This is a genomic window from Magnetococcales bacterium (assembly GCA_015231175.1).
Classification (GTDB): domain Bacteria; phylum Pseudomonadota; class Magnetococcia; order Magnetococcales; family DC0425bin3; genus HA3dbin3.
Window position 1 is genome coordinate 1 of sequence record JADGBZ010000044.1, and the last position, 19719, is coordinate 19719.

The 19719-nt window shown below is 56.5% G+C and carries 9 protein-coding genes; 4 read left to right on the forward strand and 5 right to left on the reverse strand.

Annotated elements, in window-relative coordinates:
- Positions 1-207: 207 nt before the first annotated feature.
- From HQL63_10175 to HQL63_10190, 4 genes are all read right to left on the reverse strand, one after another.
- Entirely contained in the window at positions 208-4347 is a 4140-nt protein-coding gene (locus tag HQL63_10175) for a hypothetical protein (protein ID MBF0177196.1), read from the reverse strand.
- Entirely contained in the window at positions 4344-6614 is a 2271-nt protein-coding gene (locus HQL63_10180) for a hypothetical protein (protein ID MBF0177197.1), read from the reverse strand. Before HQL63_10180 ends, HQL63_10175 begins: the two co-directional genes overlap by 4 nt.
- Positions 6611-8107: a cobalamin-dependent protein gene (locus HQL63_10185; GenBank protein ID MBF0177198.1), complete on the reverse strand. Its 1497-nt coding sequence runs from the start codon at positions 8105-8107 to the stop codon at positions 6611-6613. Before HQL63_10185 ends, HQL63_10180 begins: the two co-directional genes overlap by 4 nt.
- A 459-nt stretch (positions 8108-8566) precedes the next feature.
- Complete coding sequence (locus tag HQL63_10190; GenBank protein ID MBF0177199.1) at positions 8567-9346, reverse strand: 23S rRNA (adenine(2030)-N(6))-methyltransferase RlmJ; 780 nt, start codon at positions 9344-9346, stop codon at positions 8567-8569.
- Between the two features lie 73 nt (positions 9347-9419).
- On the opposite strand from HQL63_10190, the gene HQL63_10195 reads away from it, so the two are divergent.
- From HQL63_10195 to HQL63_10205, 3 genes are all read left to right on the forward strand, one after another.
- Entirely contained in the window at positions 9420-11510 is a 2091-nt protein-coding gene (locus HQL63_10195) for a cyclic nucleotide-binding domain-containing protein (GenBank protein MBF0177200.1), read from the forward strand.
- 160 nt (positions 11511-11670) lie between these two features.
- Positions 11671-16215: a glutamate synthase large subunit gene (gltB, locus tag HQL63_10200; protein ID MBF0177201.1), complete on the forward strand. Its 4545-nt coding sequence runs from the start codon at positions 11671-11673 to the stop codon at positions 16213-16215.
- Positions 16208-17644 (forward strand): glutamate synthase subunit beta, encoded by a 1437-nt coding sequence (locus HQL63_10205; protein MBF0177202.1) that lies wholly within the window; start codon positions 16208-16210, stop codon positions 17642-17644. Before gltB ends, HQL63_10205 begins: the two co-directional genes overlap by 8 nt.
- Here HQL63_10205 and HQL63_10210 read toward each other — a convergent pair whose 3' ends face one another.
- Positions 17645-18211, reverse strand: a complete 567-nt coding sequence (locus HQL63_10210) for a helix-turn-helix transcriptional regulator (protein MBF0177203.1) — start codon at positions 18209-18211, stop codon at positions 17645-17647.
- A gap of 771 nt (positions 18212-18982) precedes the next feature.
- Between HQL63_10210 and HQL63_10215 the strand changes: the two genes are divergently transcribed.
- Positions 18983-19642 carry a hypothetical protein gene (locus tag HQL63_10215; GenBank protein MBF0177204.1) on the forward strand — a complete coding sequence of 220 codons (660 nt, stop codon included), beginning with the start codon at positions 18983-18985 and terminating at the stop codon, positions 19640-19642.
- Positions 19643-19719 lie beyond the last annotated feature (77 nt).

Genomic DNA, 19719 nt, shown 5'->3' on the forward strand with positions numbered 1-19719 from the left:
CTGGACCCCGATTCATGGCTTGCCTGCACATCAAATCAACACGGTTGAGCCACTATGCCAATCCCGATGAGGAAACCACTAACTGGAGAGCCGTGTGCGGGAGAACCGCCTGCACGGTTCGGAGGGAGGGGAGGGTTACACCTTCCCTACCCCTATCCGCCAGGAGGAGGGGCGCAGCCCTTCCTCCTGGATTTCCATCCTTGTTTTTCAATCTTTTTTTGGCGCACGCCAACTTTGCCACAACCCGCCCTCGGAGAAACAACCCCATCCCCAGCGAATCCATCCCAGGGTTGCCGAAGCCAGCCAAATGGCCCAGGCAAGCATGGCCAGACGGTAGACGAACAGGGGGAGCGACACCAGATATCCCTGGGGAAGCTTCACCCCGGTACGATCTTGGAACCACAACAGATGATCGCTGCGGGAGAGGTTGCCCACGATTTTCATATCCGGGGCGCCCGACAACAGGCCATGGGTGACAATGCTCAGAAGAGCGCCAACGGCAGCCAGGCTCAAGAACACCAAAAACAACTGGCGCAGGTTGAACCGCCAATGGACAAGGCTGTCGGCGCGTTGCTGACGCCAGCCCAACAACAAAAACCAGGCGATCAGGACCAAGGGCATGTCAAGAGGGAGTGTGCTGACCCCCAGGCCCAGAAGAACCCACTGATATGTCCGGAGAGGCGTCCAGGAGATTCGACCCAAAGCGGGGGCCAAAAGCAGCAGCACGAGCAAAGCACCCCAATAGAGAATGGCCGGCCCCAGAGTGGGCCCCGAGACCCAGAACGACCATCGGCTGGGGGCAAGCTTCAGTTGAATGGTGGCATTGGCTCCGGGCAGGCCCAGATCGACCTCCGGCGTTGCATGAAACCACCTGATGCCGCCAGGTTGCCGCCAGGAGAGACGGATCATCTGCCGACCCGGTGTGATGGGAAGGAGAATCGCCTCTCCATCCTGGCGGACGGACTCAGCCCGGCCCTGGATTTGGGTGGAGAGGAGTTCGGCGCCTTGCGGCAGGCGGATGGCATGTTGACCGCCATGACTGCTGAGCAGATGCAGGGTCAGATCGACATCCGTGGCCTGCATGCCCGGGGTGGCGATCAGGTCGCTTCTCTCCAGGGTCAAGGTGGGGCCGGGCACCCCCTCGGGACGTTGCACGTGAATATCGATCTGTTCGCCAGGCCAGGGACGCCACTCCGGTTGTCTTCGCCCTGTGCTGTCCTGGTGGCGGATGACGGGAATGCCTGTATGGGACACATGCCAGACCGGCGCGACATCCAGGTGCCAAACCTCGATCCATTGTGTGGTTTCAGGCGCTTTGAGCGTAAGGGTCGGTACCGTGGCCAGGAGAGAACTCCAGGTCAAACTGGTTTGATCGGGTTTCATCTGGATCTGCGCCCTGCCCTGCGTCACCCGGATGTGGGGCGTGGTGACCGACTCGCCGTTCAACAGGGGAATCTCCAGGAGGAGAGGCGTTCCGGGTTGGGTCAGCCGCTTGACATGGGTCTCCACGCGCCACTGTAGATCGAGCACCAGGTGCCGCTCCACCTGCACGAAGGGGGGGAGGGGTTCTGGAGTGATCGGCGCACTTCCCTCGGTCTGGGCATGGATGCGCTGGAGTTGCAGACTGGGGCCGACACTGCCATTGTCGAGCAGGCCCGCCACCTTCCATCCCGAGGCCTGGGTGATGGTGACCTGATGCGGCTGGAGAAGAAGGGGGATCTGCAACACCTCCTGGGGTGGTATGGCCCCTTCCAAAAGGATTTGGTGGACGCCCCGGGGAGCACGCAACCAGAGGACTCCCTGGCCATCGCGTTGCACATGGGTGGCCGGCTCTCCATTCAGGGAAACCACGTCAGGCAGCCAAGCGTTGGCCTTGCCGGGGAGAGGAATGGCCACATCCCGATCGGCATGAACCTCCAACAGCAGACGCAAGGTGCCGGGGGAAGCCTCCAGGCTCATGCGCGACAGATCGGCGCAAGCCGGCAGACAGGTGGGCGGGGCCAGCAAACGCTCCTCCAGGGTTTGCAACATTTCCGGGGAGACCCCATCGGCCTGGGCGGAGGGGGCCCATCCGACCACGCCACATCCCAGCAGACCCGCAAGAAACATGGCGGAAACCGGCAGCCGCGCCGCGCCGAACAGACCTCGGTCCCGCCAAGCGCGAAGCGACGGTTGCACGATGCGCCACAACAGGGCCGACAATAAAAAAATACGCAGGAAATTCAAGGTACGACTGGCAAGAGGCGGCAGAAGATGCAGGCGCAGCTGTTGTTGCGCCAACACCGGCCCGTTCCAGCGCAGGATCACGGTGTGTCCATGCCACTGCGGGGTGCCATGTCCTGTCTGCACCTGGGCATTGGGATCGTTCAAGGTCATGGATCTTGACGAAGCGGGCGCGGCTTGCGGCTTGTTGGCCATGGCGGAGGCGGCGTTCAGGCTTCGGGAAGGCACGGCAGACGATTTTGTTTTTGCTGCCCGTCGATCCTGGGCGGGTGGCGCTCCGGCGCTTTCTTCCTTTAGTTCATACTCCGTGGCGGCTTCTGCGACCGAGTCGGTGGCTTCGGTGAGCGGGTGGATGGGGGCTGCCTGCATAAAACCGATACCATCCGTGCGTTCCAATTGTGGGTGCAGCCCCTGCTGGGCCTGGGAGATCAAAAACGGCAAGGCCACCACAACAAGGAGAATCGAACCCGCGATATGCCAGAGACGAACCAACCGGTAGAGGCTGTGTGTCGCCGGGACGACACGCAGCAGGGCCACTGTGGCCATCAGGCTGAGGAGGGGCCAGGCGAGATCTTTTTCTTCCTGATAGGCCAAAACCAAAGTCAGCAACGCGATCAGGCCCCAAAAATTTCCCCATAATTTTTTTACTGCCAAGGCAAGAATCAAGGTCAGGAAGAGATCCAGCAGGGTCCAGCGGCTGACCCAGGTGTGGTGAACCGTGTCGGCCCCGGATGCGTGCAGCAAGTGCCACCCAGGCGGTAGATGCAACGTTGTGATCAGGCTTTGAAAATTTTGTTCCCAGCCGATGGCGGGGAGTGTCTTGCCATCTCTGGCGAGGCGGCCTTCGGCCAGCAGATCGACCTGCCCATGGCGGATCTCCGCGCCATGGCGCTGGGAATCCGGCATGCGGGTGATCAACATGCCTTTGCCGTTGACCTCAACACGCCCCAGTTCCAGAGGCGGGTTCATCTCCAGACGCCAGGAGCGGCTCGTGGTGCCATGGATGCGGTCCTGGACGGCATATCCTCCCCCATCGAAATCGAGCCAGAGCGTGCGATTGAGTTGCAACCGATCCGGATCGGGATCGGGATCACCGCGTTTTTTTTCGGTAAAATGGATACGATTGCCCGGTCGCATCACAAAGGTGGGGTAGCGTCGCCATGCTTCGGGGAGGAGCGTTTGTTGAGGATCGACGGTCTCGGCTTCGGTGATGGTCACCACCCGCAAGGCATGGTTGGCCTGAAAGGCCCACAACTCCTCCTCGGGCCATGGGGGTAGGATCTGCTTGGGCAGCTCCAGAGAAGGCACGGGGGTGGTGCGGCGTTGTTCCAGCGTCAACTCCCAGTTGCCAGGACGAACCTGGATACGTATCCGGCCATCGGCCTCCAGCCGGGCCGGCAGCGGCGAAGTCAACCGCATGGGAATCATCTCCGCCAGGGGCGGTGTCAAAAATATTTCCCGGTTTTTGCCGGCGATGCGCAATTTCAGGCGGGTTTCGATCGTCACCGGCACTCCATCCTTGATCAGGCGGTGTGCGGTCACTTCCAGATGGTCCTCGCTGCGTGTCTCTGTTCGTTGGGTGTGCAGCCAGAGCCGGCCTTGTTCATCCAGATTGGGGAACGGCACCGGTTGGCCGTTGATGGTGAGATCGACGAGACCGGAGGCCGGGGGGAGTGCCACAAACTCCGGCAACTCTTTCCAGGGCAGGAGACCACGGACGGCATGTGTACCAGAGGTGAGCTGGAGGCCGGGTTTGCCATCCCGTGCGGTCACTGGGGCTGGTTTGCCATCCACCTGAACCGACTCGGGCCACACCCCTCCAGTTCCGCTTCCGCCGGGCAGGGGAACCCACATATCGCGGGCCATCTCCCACGCCTGGGCAAAGTGCCCTGACCCCGAATTCAACTCCAGGGTGATGCGGGCAGGCCAGGCGCAAAAGCGGCGATTGGCATCGTTGAAAGCCAGCGGGCAGTGTATCTCCTCATGATCGTGCAACACCCATGCAACCCAGGGTCGCAGCGGTTCCGGGATTTTGTCCGGGGTCAAGGGGGCGGCGCGCCCCATTCCCGGGGCAAGCAGCAGATGGACTGCAACGATCCAAGCGGCGATAAAGTAGCGTGTCATGGCTCCATGCCTCGAAAAAACCTGCGTGCCACCCGGCGCGCAGCGACGATGGCGACGATGCCGAAGGGAACGGCCAGGAAATACCATAACCGATAGGATGCTTGGTAGCGAATATCTACCTCGTGATGCCCTGCCCCAAAAACAGGTATGGCCTGAAAGGTGTGATTGGCCCGATAAAGTTTGGCAGGCCTGCCGTCCACCAGAGATTTCCATTGTGGTTCAAAATTGTTTGCAATGACAAGCCAGCATGACTCTTGCGTCCACGCGGTGACCTTGATCGCATCCGGGGTATAGGAATCGACTTTCACCTCCCCGCATTTTTTTCCAGGTGCCATGGCGACTTTTTTTTCCATCTCGCCAGTTTCCTTGATGGACTCTTGCGAGATCAAGACGTTGCTTTCGAGATAGGCATGATCGGCGTGCCTTAATTTTTCGAGAACGGAGGCATCACTATCAAGAATGACGGCATTCTCAACCATGCGTATTCTTTGGAATGCACGATCAAGTTTGTATATGAACAGGGGGGGTGGAACGCCATCCTTAAAATATCCAGGTCTTTGCCTGATAAATTTTTCTTTATAATGGCCAAAACCCTCTATTTCTCTGTCTGAAATGATATGCTGAACGCCTGCCAACCTCAAAAGTTCCAAGTTGAAATCTTTTATGGATGGAAAATTCTCCTGCTCATTGTTGTCATACAGTTTAAGGTCGTAAAAGTATGATTCGAATGCATCCTTGTCCTTGTTCGACAAAAATTGTGGCCTGATGATTTCTCCAAAAAATTCTTTATAATATTTATTAAAAAAAATGCTTCTTCCGCCAACAGTCTCAAGGATCGCCATTTGTGCCACGGAGGGGATGACGCCGACAGTGCCAACCCGTATGGGCTGTAAAGGGTCGCCCTTTGCCAGTTCCGCAAGAATTTTTGTATGTCCAAAGGTTTCATAGTAAGGATATTTTTCAAGGTTTGATCGAAATGGGCGGACAAGAGACAGAAAAATGAGCAAAAAAACAAAAAAGTGGACCGGGCTTTTTAATGTTCTGATACGATGGGATGACAGTGCCAAGTATTTGAGACCTTCTCCCCAGACAAGAACCCATGCCATGATGATCACCAGAAGGTGAACGATGAGCAATCTTGGGCTTGCCAACGAAAATATTGCAACGAACAGCCATGCGGTGAGGGCCGTCAGAAAAAATCTGAATGGATGAGAGTCGCCGCCTTTTGCTGAATCCAGGTTTCGCAATGACAGGGCAACATGGAGGGCCATGACCGTGGGAATGGTGCCGACAATCTGGTGCAGGTCGATTTTCTCAAGAAATGTACCTACGGACAGGGGTGAGTATGATAAAAAAATGGCTGAAAAGAGGAGCAGGACCGTCAGGGACGCCATGGCGGGGGCACCTGAAGATCGCATGGTTGCCAACGAGCCAACAGCGAGGAAAAACAGGGGGTTGTTTGTCAAAAGGAACCATAATTCGGAACCGGTCTTTTGCCATGGAATCAGACTGTATTTTCTCGCAGCAAGGGGAACGTATTCCAACAGGGAGATCAATACCGGAAGCGAAACGAGGAGAAAGCCGACCCAAAACAATAATGCTGACGCCACTGCCGGTTTTTCGATCTTTTTTATTTCAACAAAAAAGATTGCCAGAACAGCAAAGTGGAGAAGGGGGAACGTTTGCAGTATGAGAGCAGGGTAAGCAAACAGGGAAATAAACACCAAAATAATTGACTCAAAAAGGAAAAGCAGTTTGTTTTTGTCTTGAATGATGGCATTGTTATTATGTAATATAATAAAAATAAAAGGAAACATGATTATAAAAAAGTCAAAAATTGTGTATTTTCCATTCAAACTGACAGATGAAATAAATAAAGTGGCGACAAAAATTGAATTTTTCAGGGGCACAGAGAAAAATTCATTCAACAAAACAATCATGCCAAAGCATCCGAGCACAGAAAAAAAAGTGGCTGAGATGCCATAATACAACCATGGTGGCAGCAGGTTTGAAAGGATCGCAACCGGGTGCAAGGGTGAGAAGTGGTATGCCATGGCGGACATGCCACCCGCCGACTGGGGGTACCAGAGTTGCAAACCGCCATGAAAGAGTTGGTGCCCCAGGTTGTAAAGACGTGGAAATTCCGAGTCGAACGTGTCATGAGTGCGGATCCCCATGAACGGGTCGAGGCCAAGTTTGTCAAAATTTTGGATACCAGAGATTATGAACGAAACAAGAAAGATAAAATATCTGTTGGAAACTCTCATTCCATATTCCTGTTTTTTAAAATATGAACCGCGATCATGTATTTTACAAGACTTGCTCCTCCCTGCACAAGATTGATCAATTCAGACCAGGAACTCAATCGCTTCACCTTGCGCCATATGGTCGAAGGTCTCTGATAGAATTTTCGATACGCTGTACGAAGGGATGCTTCCAAATATTCCGGAGAGACCGATGGCAACTGCATGACTGTCCGGGACAGGTCGTAATCATCCCAATTTTCGGTCAACAGGTAACCGCCCGCTTTTGCCCATGCAAACAATTCGGTGCCGGGGTAGGGTGTGGTCACGTTGAAAACAGCGATGTCCGGGTCAAGTTTTATCGCATACTTGATTGTTTGTTCAACTGTTTCTTCCGTTTCTCCGGGGTTGCCGAACATGAAGGTGCAACGCACGGTCAGGCCGGCCTCCTGGGCCATGCGCACGACAGCGTGATTTTTTTCCAGGGACATCGGTTTTTTAATGTTGTTCAGGATTGTCTCATTGCTGGATTCGATACCGAACATGATTTGGTGGCAACCACCTTTTTTCATGGATATGAGCAGATCCCTGCTAACACAATCCACCCTGGCAAAACAACTCCAGGTCAAATCGATGGCATTTTTTTGGAGAAGGTCACATAATTTTTTTATATTCGATGGAAAAACAGTGAATGTATCATCGTAGAAGGCAATTTCGCGCCGGCCATATTGCTGGGAGAGCTTGACCATGTCTGCAAAAATAAGCTCGGCAGAACGTTTGCGCAATTTGATATCCGCCGAGTTGCAAAAAGTGCATTTGCCCGGGCAGCCCCGCGTTGTTGTGATGTTGATGGCCGGCAGGCGTTTGTAGGATCCCACGGCGGGTCTGTACAGATCCAGGTTGACCAGATGGAAGGCAGGGAACGGCAAAGTATCCAGGTCGTTGATCAAACCATCTGGTCCTTGATGACGTATTCCCTCTTCGGCTCGATAAGAGAGTCCATGGATGTGCTCGGGGGGGTCGCCGCGCACCAGGCGGAGAAACACCTCCTCCCCTTCGCCACGCACCACATAATCGACCGCGTCACAGGCCAGGGCCTCTTCGGGGAGGGATGTGGCATGAACCCCTCCCAGTACCACCATGGCAGATGGGTGATGTTTCTTGATGAGTCTGGCCAAACGGTAGGCGTTATGGGCCAAGGGGGTAGTCACGGTGATACCGTAGATATCGAACGTCTCCCGCTGGAGGCGTGACTCCATACCCTCCCAGCCAAGGATCTCTGCCTGAAAGTCGATGACAGTGACGGCAATCCCTTCCCGCTCCAGGGTGGCAGCCAAGTATAAAAGGCCAAGGGAGGGCATGGTAGCCCGAATCTGACTCCAAATGTTTCCCTTGCGAACGTGCCAGGAAGGGTTGATCAAACAGCAGCGCACCAAAACTTCCTCTTGATCCTCATCGGTTCCAGCGTGGCGGAAGCTGTTATCGTTGGCCGTCTCGGCACGGATGACAGACCTCAAAATCCGACCCCCCTCCAGCCGCCCATTCGATCACAGGCCATTTGATTCTGTCAATGTCCGCTCCACCCGGCCCGGTCACGAATCGGGGTCCAGGGGACTGGTTCCCTGGCGGGTCCAGGACGTTGTCCTGGTGGGGTTCGGGGCGAAGCCCTGACAAAGGCTTTCATATTCAGGCTTCTCTTAAAGGGTGGTGAATAGTTACTAAAAAAACTGCAATACGTCCGCCTTCTGGCGCAAAAAGACGCGCCAGAAGGCGGACCATGGCCCGCCCCTTGGGCCTTTTTTGCCAACAGCGCAAAAAAGGCCTGGGAGAAGGGGGGCGTACAAAAACAAAACGGGGCGCTGCCCTGGACCCCGCAAGGGCGCTGCCCTTGACCCGCAAGGGCTCTGCCCTTGACCTGCCAGGGAGCCAGCCCCCTGGATCCCGATACCAAAAAGTGCTCATGACCCATATGGACATCAACGGGTCAACGCCTCCACGGCATCGAGCGCCTTTTCCACCCCATGGGGGAGATTGATGAACATCAAGCCGCTGCCATACATGCGCTCGGTCTGGGCCGGGTCGTGGAGTTGGCATTCACGACGGGCGAATTTAGGCAAGGAGGCGGCGGTGAGCAAACGGCAAAGGGGTTGGTGGGGGTCGCCCTTGAGCAGAGGGTACCAGAGCAGGATCACGGCCTCCGGGCAGAGGCGATGCATGCGCAGGATGGTTTGCCCAACTCGATCATATTCGGTTTTGACTTCGTAGCTGGGGTCGACGAGAATCAGACTGCGCCGAGGTTGCGGGGGAAGCAGGGCTGGCCCCCCTTCGTGGCCGTCGCGGTGGTGGATGAAAATATTTTTTCCCCGTACCTGCCGCCTGAGCATGGCGTGCGCTGCGGGGTGCAGTTCCATCAGGTGCAGCCGATCCACGGGTCGCAACAAGAGCTGGGCGATGCGGGGAGATCCCGGGTAGAAAGAGGGACCGAATGCCGACTGCGTGGCCTCGATCACCCTGCGGTAGGGGTGATCGGGAGGGGGAAGATGGGCGGCAAGAAGACGCAAAATTCCCTGGTGCGCCTCGCCGGTTTTATGGGACTCCGGCCCGCTCAGGTCGTAATATCCCTGGCCAGCATGGGTCTCCAGGTAGCTGAGAGGTTTCTCCTTGGCCACCATTTTGGCCAGGAGCACAGCCAGCGAGCCGTGTTTGTGGACATCGGCCAAACCTCCGGCATGGTAGGCGTGCTGGTAGGAGAGCATGGTTGAAGAGTTCCATTGAAAGTCAAGTTGGCATGAACGACGTTGCCGGGCAACACAATCCGCAGGCCATCCCATGATAGACGATCACGAATTTGCGCGCATCCATCTGTTCAGAGGTGTGCAACGGGAAAGTATCGACCCGGTTTTACAGACAGCCTCCATCTCGGTTCGCGAGCCGGGTGAGATTCTCCTCCAACCCGGTCAGGCCAATGAACATCTCTACGTCGTGCTGTCCGGAACCCTGTCGGTCCATTTTGAAAACCCGGCCCGACCCGCTGTGCGGACCATCTATCCGGGAGACTCGGTGGGTGAACTCTCCCTGCTGGATCGGTCATTTGCAACAGCGTTTGTGGTGGTGCAAGAGCCTGCCCGCATTCTGGTGCTTGCCGGCGAAAAATTGTGGACCCTGATCGAGCGGAATGGGCGGGTTGCCAGCAATCTTTTGGGTGTGCTGACCCAGTGGATCAAATCCAACACCCGCATGATGGTCGAACGGGAACGCCGCCTGGAAAAGAGTGAGGGGCGCCTGCGGGCCATCCTGAATGGAGCGGTCAATGGCATCCTCGTGTTCAACGACCATGGTTTGATCGAATCGATCAATCCGGCAGCCGAGCGGATGTTGGGTGAGAGCGCATCCCGCATGGTGGGACGCCCCCTGGGTGACCTGGGGATCCGTTTTCCGGATTTTACGCCGGAGGGCGTTCCCTCCTGGTTGGGCGGAAACGGTCCCCCTTTGCCGGAAGGCGGATTGGAGAGCACGGTCAAACGCCGTGACGGGACGGAACTGGCTGCGGAAATTTTCTTGAGCGAGGTCAAGCACGAGGAGGGACGTCTGTTCGTTTGCATCATCCACGATATCACCGAGCGCCTTGCGGCAGTCGCCCGGATGCAACGTTTCAGTCGGGCGGCGGAGCGGTTTGTGCCCCACCGCTTTTTGCAGTTGCTGGGGCGCACGAGCCTGGAAGAGACCACCCTGGGTGACAATGCGAAGCAGAAGATGAGCGTTCTGTTCAGCGATATCCGCGATTTCACATCCTTTTCCGAGGAGCTTCCCCCCGAGCAGGTGTTTCGTTTCCTCAATGGCTATCTGGCGCGTCTGGAGCCGTTTGTCCAACAGCACAATGGGGTGATCGACAAGTATATCGGCGATGCCATCATGGCACTGTTTCCCGGTTCACCCGAGGATGCCGTTCATGCCGCCATTGCCATGCTGGAACGTTTGACGGCCTACAACCGGGAGCGGATTTCCTACGGTTGGCAACCCATTCATGCCGGATTTGGCATCAACACCGGGTCGCTCATGATCGGGACCATCGGTGGTGCGGAACGCATCGCCAACACTGTGGTGGGCGATGTGGTCAACCTGGCCTCGCGGGTGGAAGGGTTGACCAAGTCATACCAAACGCCCCTGCTCATCACCCATCACTCCCTTTTTGCCATGAACGACAATCATCCCTTTTCAGTTCGTTTCATCGATCGCGTCGCCCCCAGGGGCACATCGCATCCGGTGATGGTACATGAGGTTTTCAATGCCGACCCGGAGCCTCTGCGCACAGCCAAACTGGTCACCCTCTCCCTGTTCAAGGATGCTGTTTCGCTTTTTCATCTGAACCATCTGGGATCCGCCCTTCAGCTGTTTGAAAAATGCCAGGAGACCACCCGGGATGATCCGGTGGTCGCGATCTACCTGGAGCGGGCGCGGCGTATTGCCAACGACCGGCGCCGGGCCAGACCGGCTGAAGAGGCGCCTGTTGTCTGGCAGGAGGAGATGTCCACCGGTCTGTCCATCCTGGACCATGCCACACACGAGTTGCTCTTGGTGGCGGGACGTTTCCTGGAGGGAGTCACAGCCAACCGCATCCTGGAGGTTCTTTATCCCTTCTACGCCCATTGGAACGAGTATCTCCCCCTGCATTTTGCCGAGGAAGAGTCGGCCATGTTGAGCCATGGCTATCCGGAGTGTCAGAGCCACAAGGAGGCGCATGACCGGTACCGTGGCGATCTGGATCATTTGCGGCGCGAGTTTTCCCGGCACAGCGACAGTGAAAATTATCTCGGATTTCGTCTTCAGGGCCAATTTTTGGGTTGGGTCCGCCAGCACCTGCACAGAGATGACAGGGATTTTGCATGCTTTATGCGTGGCATGAAAGCAAAAGCGCTTTAGTCTGGGATGACAGGGATTTTGCATGTTTTATGTGCGGCATGAAAGCAAAAGCGCTTCAGTCTGGCAGTTTGGGTTGACAGTGCGGGCAAATCCGTTAGATTGACGGGATGACCGGATTGGGTCACATGTGGAGAACAGAAATGGTACAGGGAATTGGCACATGACGCACACTGGGTTGCCTGCAAAACAGGGCTTGTATGATCCCCGCTTTGAGCACGATGCCTGCGGAGTTGGATTCGTTGCGGATATCCACGGTCGAAAATCGCATCGCATCCTGGAAATGGCCCTGGAAGTTTTGGTCAACATGACCCATCGGGGGGCGGCTGGAGCAGATCCCCTCACTGGTGACGGTGCCGGCATCATGATCCAGATGCCCGATGACTTTTTGCAGCAGCGGTGCGCCGCGCTCAACATCCAGCTTCCTCCCCTGGGGGAGTATGGTGTCGGGGTGTTTTTTCTGCCCAAGGATGCGGAGTTTCGGCTCGCCTGCGTGCGGACGACGGAGGTCATTGTCCGGGAAGAGGGGCAGGCCATCCTGGGCTGGCGGGATGTGCCGATCCATTCGGTTGCCCGGATCGGCTTTGTGGCCAAATCGGCGGAACCGGTCATCAAACAGCTTTTCATCGGCATGCGCGACCGCCCGGAGAACGCCGACGACAATTGGTTCGAACGTCGGCTCTACATCATCCGGCGGCGCATCGAAAACGCTGTCGTTGACTACGAGGATCCCGACCTGAAATCATTCCACGTGGCCAGCATGTCATCGCGGGTGTTGCTCTACAAGGGGATGTTTCTGGCCGATCAGGTGGCAGCCTACTTTCAGGATTTGAATGCACCGGACATGGTCAGCGCCTTTGCCATGGTCCATCAACGCTACTCGACGAACACCTTTCCCACCTGGGAGCTGGCCCACCCCTTCCGCATGATTGCCCATAACGGAGAGATCAACACCCTGCGCGGCAACATCAACTGGATGCGGGCGCGCGAGGCGGCCCTGTCGTCGGATCTGTTCGGTGATGACATCAAAAAACTGTTTCCCATCATTCCCGAAGGAATTTCCGATTCCGCCTCGTTCGACCGGGCCGTGGAGTTTCTGGTTTTGTCGGGGCGTTCGGTGGCGCATGCCATCATGATGCTGATTCCGGAGGCGTGGGAAAATCACGAACACATGGACCCGGACCGCCGGGCGTTCTACCAATACCACGCCTCCATGATGGAACCCTGGGATGGACCGGCTGCCGTCGCTTTTACCGACGGACGGGTCATTGGGGCAACGCTGGATCGGAATGGTTTGCGTCCGGCCCGCTACCAAATCACGCGAAGCGGTCTGTGTGTCATGGCCTCGGAAGCTGGTACCATCACCTTCCCGCCCGAAGAGGAGGTCATCAACTGGCGTCTGCAACCCGGGCGCATGTTTATCCTCGATCTGGAACAAAAGCGGATCATCGATGACCAGGAGATCAAGGCACAGATTATCGGGCGTCAACCCTATCGACGCTGGGTAGAGGAAAATCTCCTGATTCTTGACCACCTGCCGGCTGGGCCTCTTCCCGAACCGGCCCCGGGGGAGTTGCGCCAACGGTTGAAGATTTTCGGCTATACCGAAGAGGAGATCGACCTGCTGATGTTGCCCATGGCCGCCGAAGGCCAGGAGGGGATCGGTTCCATGGGAAGTGACACGGCCCTGCCGGTTTTGTCGGACCGCCCCATCTCCCTGTTCAGCTATTTCAAGCAGCTCTTTGCCCAGGTGACCAACCCGGCCATCGATCCCATCCGGGAAGAGTTGGTGATGAGCCTCTTCAACCAGTTGGGGCCCGTTGGCAATCTGCTGGAAGAAGGTCCGGAACATGTGCAGCGCCTGCAATTGAAACAGCCTGTTCTGACCGACCAGGATTTGGCCAGGATTCGTGCGCTGCAACACCCAACCCTGAAATCCGCCACCTTTCCCATCCTTTGGCCGATGGCGGATGGTCCAGATGGCATGGAGCGCGCCCTGCGTCATCTGCTGGCCGAGGTGACCGAGGCCGTTTCCGCCGGGTGTACCCTGGTGATTTTGAGTGATCGTGGCGTCAACCAGGAGATGGCGCCCATACCGGTGTTGCTGGCTGCATCGGCGGTGCATCATCACCTGATCCGGGCGGGTATCCGCAATCGGGCGAGCCTTCTGGTCGAGACCGGCGAGGCGCGGGAGGTCCACCATTTCGCCCTGCTGATCGGTTATGGGGTGAGTGGCATCAACCCCTGGCTGGCCCTGGAACTCCTGAACGACCTGTACCTGAAAAACCGGCTTCCTGCCGGAATCACGCCGGAAAAGGCCCAGTACAATTTTGTCAAAGGGGTGGGCAAGGGGTTGCTGAAGGTGTTTTCCAAAATGGGCATCTCCACCCTGCGCAGTTATTGCGGTGCCCAGATTTTCGAGGCGATCGGCATCCATCACCAAGTGATCGAGCGCTATTTTACCGGCACGGTCTCCCGGATTGGAGGGATCGGCATGTCCACCATTGCCCAGGAGGCGTTGCAGCGTCATCGGCAGGCTTCTGGCGGCAATGTGGTCTACCTGGACGCCCTGCCGGTGGGTGGCGACTATAAATATCGCCATGGTGGCGAACGCCATATGTGGAGTCCAGAGACCATCTCCCTTTTGCAGAGGGCGACCCGGGAGAATGATTACGGCATTTTTAAAGAGTTTTCCCAGCTGATCGATGAGCAGACGCGGGGGCTGTGTACCCTGCGTGGCATGTTCAGTCTCAAAAAGGCGGGGAAGCCGATTCCTCTGGAGGAGGTGGAGCCGGCCTCGGCCATCGTCAAGCGTTTTGTCACGGGCGCCATGTCGTTTGGCTCCATCTCCAAGGAGGCACACGAGACCATGGCCATCGCCATGAACCGTATCGGCGGCAAATCCAATACCGGCGAAGGGGGAGAGTCGGCGGAGCGGTTCAACCCCCGTCCGAATGGGGATCTGGCCCGCAGCGCCGTCAAGCAGGTGGCATCGGCCCGCTTCGGGGTCAGCAGCCACTACCTGGCCAACTCGGACGAGATGCAGATCAAGGTTTGCCAGGGGGCCAAACCGGGTGAGGGGGGCCAACTGCCCGGATACAAGGTCAACGAAGTGATCGCCCGGACCCGGAACACCACCCCGGGGGTGACCCTCATCAGCCCACCACCCCACCACGATATCTACTCCATCGAGGATCTGGCCCAGCTGATTTTCGATCTGCGCAATGTCAATCCCGGCAGTCGGGTATCGGTCAAGCTGGTGTCGGCAGTTGGCGTGGGAACCATCGCGGCGGGGGTCTCCAAGGCGCATGCCGACATGGTCCTCATCTCAGGTTTTGACGGCGGAACCGGGGCCAGTCCGTTGAGTTCGATCAAACATGCCGGTGTGCCCTGGGAGTTGGGACTGGCCGAAAGCCAACAAACCCTGGTGTTGAACGATCTGCGTGGCCGGGTCCGATTGCAGGTGGATGGGCAGTTGCGCACCGGTCGGGATGTGGTCGTCGGCGCTCTTCTTGGGGCGGAAGAGTTTGGTTTCGCCACCGCACCCTTGATTGTCGAGGGGTGCGTCATGATGCGCAAGTGCCATCTGGGAACCTGTCCCGTGGGGATTGCCACCCAGGATGTGGAGCTGCGCAAAAAATACTCCGGCGAAGCGCAATATTTGATCAACTACTTCTTTTTTGTGGCCAACGAGGTGCGGGAACACATGGCGGAAATGGGCTTCCGCCATATGGACGAGATGATTGGTCGCATGGATTGCATCGAAACCGACGGGGCTGTCGATCATTGGAAGGCCCGGGGGCTGGATTTTTCACGAATCCTGACCCGACCGGACGTTCCCTCCCACATTGCCACCCGGTTTGAACAGCCCCAGGACCATGGCCTGGACAAGCAACTGGATCACCAGTTGCTGGTGCTGGCCCGGCGCACCTTCCAAAACCGGGATCCCATCGAGATCCGCCTGCCCATCCGCAATACCGATCGTTCGGTCGGGGCCATGATGGGGGGGGAGATATCCAAGAAATTTGGCGAAAAGGGGTTGCCTGACAATACCATCCAGTGCTTTTTCCGGGGTGTGGCCGGGCAGAGTTTTGGCGCCTTCAATGTCCATGGGGTCTCCCTCCATCTCGAAGGGGCGAGCAACGACTACGTCGGCAAAGGCATGTCCGGTGGCCGTATCGCCATTCGTCCCCATACCGGAAGTTCCTTCGTTCCGGAAGAAAATATCATCGTCGGCAACACGGTTCTCTACGGCGCAACCGGGGGTGAAGCCTATTTTCGGGGTATCGCCGGAGAGCGGTTCGCGGTGCGCAACTCGGGGGCTCGGGTGGTCGTCGAAGGGGTGGGTGATCATGGTTGCGAATACATGACCGGCGGTGTGGTTGTCGTTTTGGGCCGGACCGGACGCAATTTTGCTGCCGGCATGAGCGGGGGCATGGCCTTCGTCCTGGATGTGGAAGGAACCTTTTCCACCCTGTGCAACCGCGCCATGGTGGAACTGGAAGATGTCGAAGAACCGGCAGATATCGAAATTTTGAACACCTTGATCCGCTACCATGTGGCCTACACCGGCAGCAAGGTGGGCAGCCAGCTTTTGGAGAACTGGCATGCAGCCTTGAAACGTTTCGTCAAGGTGATCCCTTTTGAATACAAGCGTGTGATGCAAGACATGGCCCGGGGGATGGAGGGGAAGGTGACTCATGGGTAAGATCACCGGTTTCATGGAGATCGAGCGGGAGACCTCCCGCATGCGTCCGGTTGCCGAACGCATTCTTGATTGGCGGGATCTCTACATCGAGTCGCCCCGGGGACATGTGCAGGAACAGGCGGCACGGTGCATGGATTGTGGCGTACCCTTCTGTCACGAGGGGTGTACCCTGCATAACGTGATCCCGAGCTGGAACGATCTGGTTTATCGGGATCGTTTGCAGGATGCTGTCGCGGTTTTGCACCGCACCAACAATTTTCCGGAGTTCACTGGGCGGGTCTGTCCGGCTTTGTGTGAAGCGGCCTGTGTGGTGGGCATCAACCGTGAACCTGTCACCATCCGGGAGATTGAAAAATATATTGTCGAGGAGGGATTCAAGCAGGGTTTGATTCAGCCCCAAATGCCCCGTGACAAAACGGGCAAACGGGTGGCTGTGGTCGGATCGGGTCCGGCGGGTCTGGCGGTCAGTCAGCAGTTGGTTCGGGCTGGCCACGATGTCACCCTGTTTGAAAAAAATGCCCTGGCGGGTGGATTGCTGCGCTATGGCATCCCCGATTTCAAGTTGGAAAAGTGGGTGATCGATCGTCGTCTGCAACAGATGAGCAGCGAGGGGTTGACCATTCGCACGGGGGTCCACATTGGTGTCGATTTTTCCGGTCAAAAGATCATGCAGGATTTTCACGCGGTCGTTCTGGCAGGCGGTTCGGAACAGCCCCGCGATCTGGTCATTCCCGGGCGGGAACTGTCGGGTATTCACTTTGCCATGGATTTTTTGACGCAACAGAATCGCCGTCTCTCCGGTACGACCATTTTTCCTGGCGAGTCCATTCTGGCCAAGGATCGGCGCGTCGTGGTGATCGGGGGTGGGGATACCGGGGCCGACTGTGTCGGAACAGCCATCCGGCAACGCGCCAGGAGCGTCACGCAGATCGAGCTTCTGGCCAAGCCGCCCAAGGATCGTTCCCCGGAGACCCCCTGGCCGGCCTGGCCGCACCAACTGCGCACCTCCTCCTCGCATATGGAGGGGTGCGAGCGCCTATGGGGCGTGGCGACCCAGGCCTTCCACGGTACCGACGGGTGGGTGAAAAACATGGAGTGTGCGCGTGTCCACTGGGAAGCCCAGGAGAATCGGGGGCGTCCGGTGATGCGGGAAATTCCGCGCAGCGCGTTTACCCTGGAGGCCGATTTGGTCCTTTTGGCCATGGGTTTTGTGCATCCGGTGCGCAGCGGCCTGTTGGAACAGCTTGGGGTTGAGCTGACACCCCAAGGGAACGTTCAGGCCGATGCGCGCCATATGACCAATGTTCCGGGCCTTTTCGTGGCTGGGGACATGCACACGGGGCAATCCCTTGTGTTGCGGGCCATTGCCAGCGGGCGGCAGGCTGCCGTGGCGGTGGATGGCTGGCTGCGGGGCGGGGAGTCGGTGTGACTACAAACAGGGTTCTTTCTCTTCGGTTCGCACGAGATTCAGCACCCGTCGCACTCTATTGATGCCAGCCGAGCGCGCTTTTACGGTGTCATCGGTTTTCTTGGCTTCGTCGGCAAGGATTTCGCTGCAAAGTTGGACCATCTCCCGCATCAGATGGGGGTGCAGGGGTTTTCCATCCAGCATTTCTGTGACAATTTCTACCGAATTCAGCATGTCGTATACCCCGATCTCCGGGTATCCATCCAGGGACCGTCTATATGGATCATCCTGGTGTTTTTCCACCGGGGACATCGGGCCTTCGCCAGTGGCAAGCCACTGTACGCTGACGCCACCTGCGTTTGCCATTGCGATTAATTTGGCACGGGCTGGGTCGCTGTGTCCGGCAAGATACTGGCGCAGGACGGTCACCGACACCCCCGATCTTTCAGCAAAGCTTCGCAAGCTTTCGCTTGCAATGATCGTTTTCAACCGTGCGGCGAAGCTTTCAAGATCCGAAGAGGCATTTGGAATTTTCGGGAGCAGTCTGCCATTCTCGTGAGACATCGAGTTTAAATCTTGATTTTTCATAAACTTACACACCGTAAGCTAAAAAAGGCGCAAAACAGCATGAAAACGTTCTTTTTTGATTGATTTGCGCATGATTACGTTTTACCCTGTCCCCACGATCCGATTTGGGGAGTGTCTCCAGCGGTCGCTGAGCGCACAAACTCACTTGGTGTTGCGTCCTTTGGGGTGTGCTGAATTGCGTATTGGGTTGTGCTAAAAAGCGTGGTTGTTTCTTCTTTCCGCGCACCTGTGGCGACCGAGGGTCAAGAATGGCGGAAGCCCGTTTTTGGCCGACGACCTATACGTGGTTGAGACAAGACGGCAGAGAGGGCGTGTCGTCAACCCTGGTCTATTGCGGGGTTTGGTGTGACAGCGCGCTGCTGATTAGGTAACGACAGCATGCTGTAGTCCTATCCTATTGGAACGTATGGCGCAAAGAATGTTCCTGTTTTGTGGTGTGATTTATTTTTAGGGCTCTGCCTCCTCTCCAGGGAACTTTAAGGTGGTAGTCACTAGACCGGGTCGGTGTTTTTTCCTTGTTGGAAGTGCTGAGTTCTCAAAAACTGCAAAACGGCTTGGCGTCCTTTATGGCGGGAAGCTTACGCTCGCGCCGTGGATTGGCGGAATTCTTCCCCCTCGTCGGTTGGGCAATCGGAAACAACGTCTCAAGTGTTCTCTTGTTGTGTACCTTCCTTGGGCGAGCGGTCGCACATTCCTGCGGGGAGGCGTTTTTGGGCTTCGATGGTCAACGGTTCTCACGGTTTGCGACATGGGCGAAAGGGATGCACCGCCATGATACACAAATATTTTAAAAAGAACAACACACTTCTGGTATTCTCCGGCGAGTGCTTCGATTTCGTGGAGCACAACGTTGTTCTGGGGGTTTTGGAAGAGTACAAAGTGAAGGTTGGCCTGAATGTTTTAGTAGATCTTTCAAATGTGGATAATTTTTGCAGCCAATCCTTTGGGTTGATCTTACGTCTGAGAGAGTTCGCCATAGATTACAACGCATCCTTATTGATCAGGAATCCGAGCAGGAAGACAACACTGTCCCTCACCGTTATGCGGATTCGTGATTTAATTAAAGTTGTAAGATGTGACTGCAGTGAGTATACAGAAATTTGTGATCTTTGTTCAGGAGAAAATGCCGTCCGTGACGGGGTTGATTTGATAAAAAAATCAATTGTTTCCAGCAGGTCGAGTCTGCCCTGGGGCCATATCCATGGCGAAAACATCAAGGGTTTGTCGGGGGGCAAGGAGGTAACAAGTGCGGGTGTTCGCTGCCCTAGGTGTGGCGGACTGGGTATCATGCAGTTTGAGCATCAGGTAGATGGCGGGCAGAGATATTTGTGTCACAACAAAGCGTGTTCTTGCAGAACTTTTATAGTTGACCAAAAGGTTGATTGGTCACCATCGTTGCATGCCGATACTGATGTGCGCATGGGTGCATGACATGACTCCTCTGCAGAAAGTCGGAAATAGGGCAAAATTGGATGGGACCAAGTTTACAACAAGTTGATTTTAGAAGG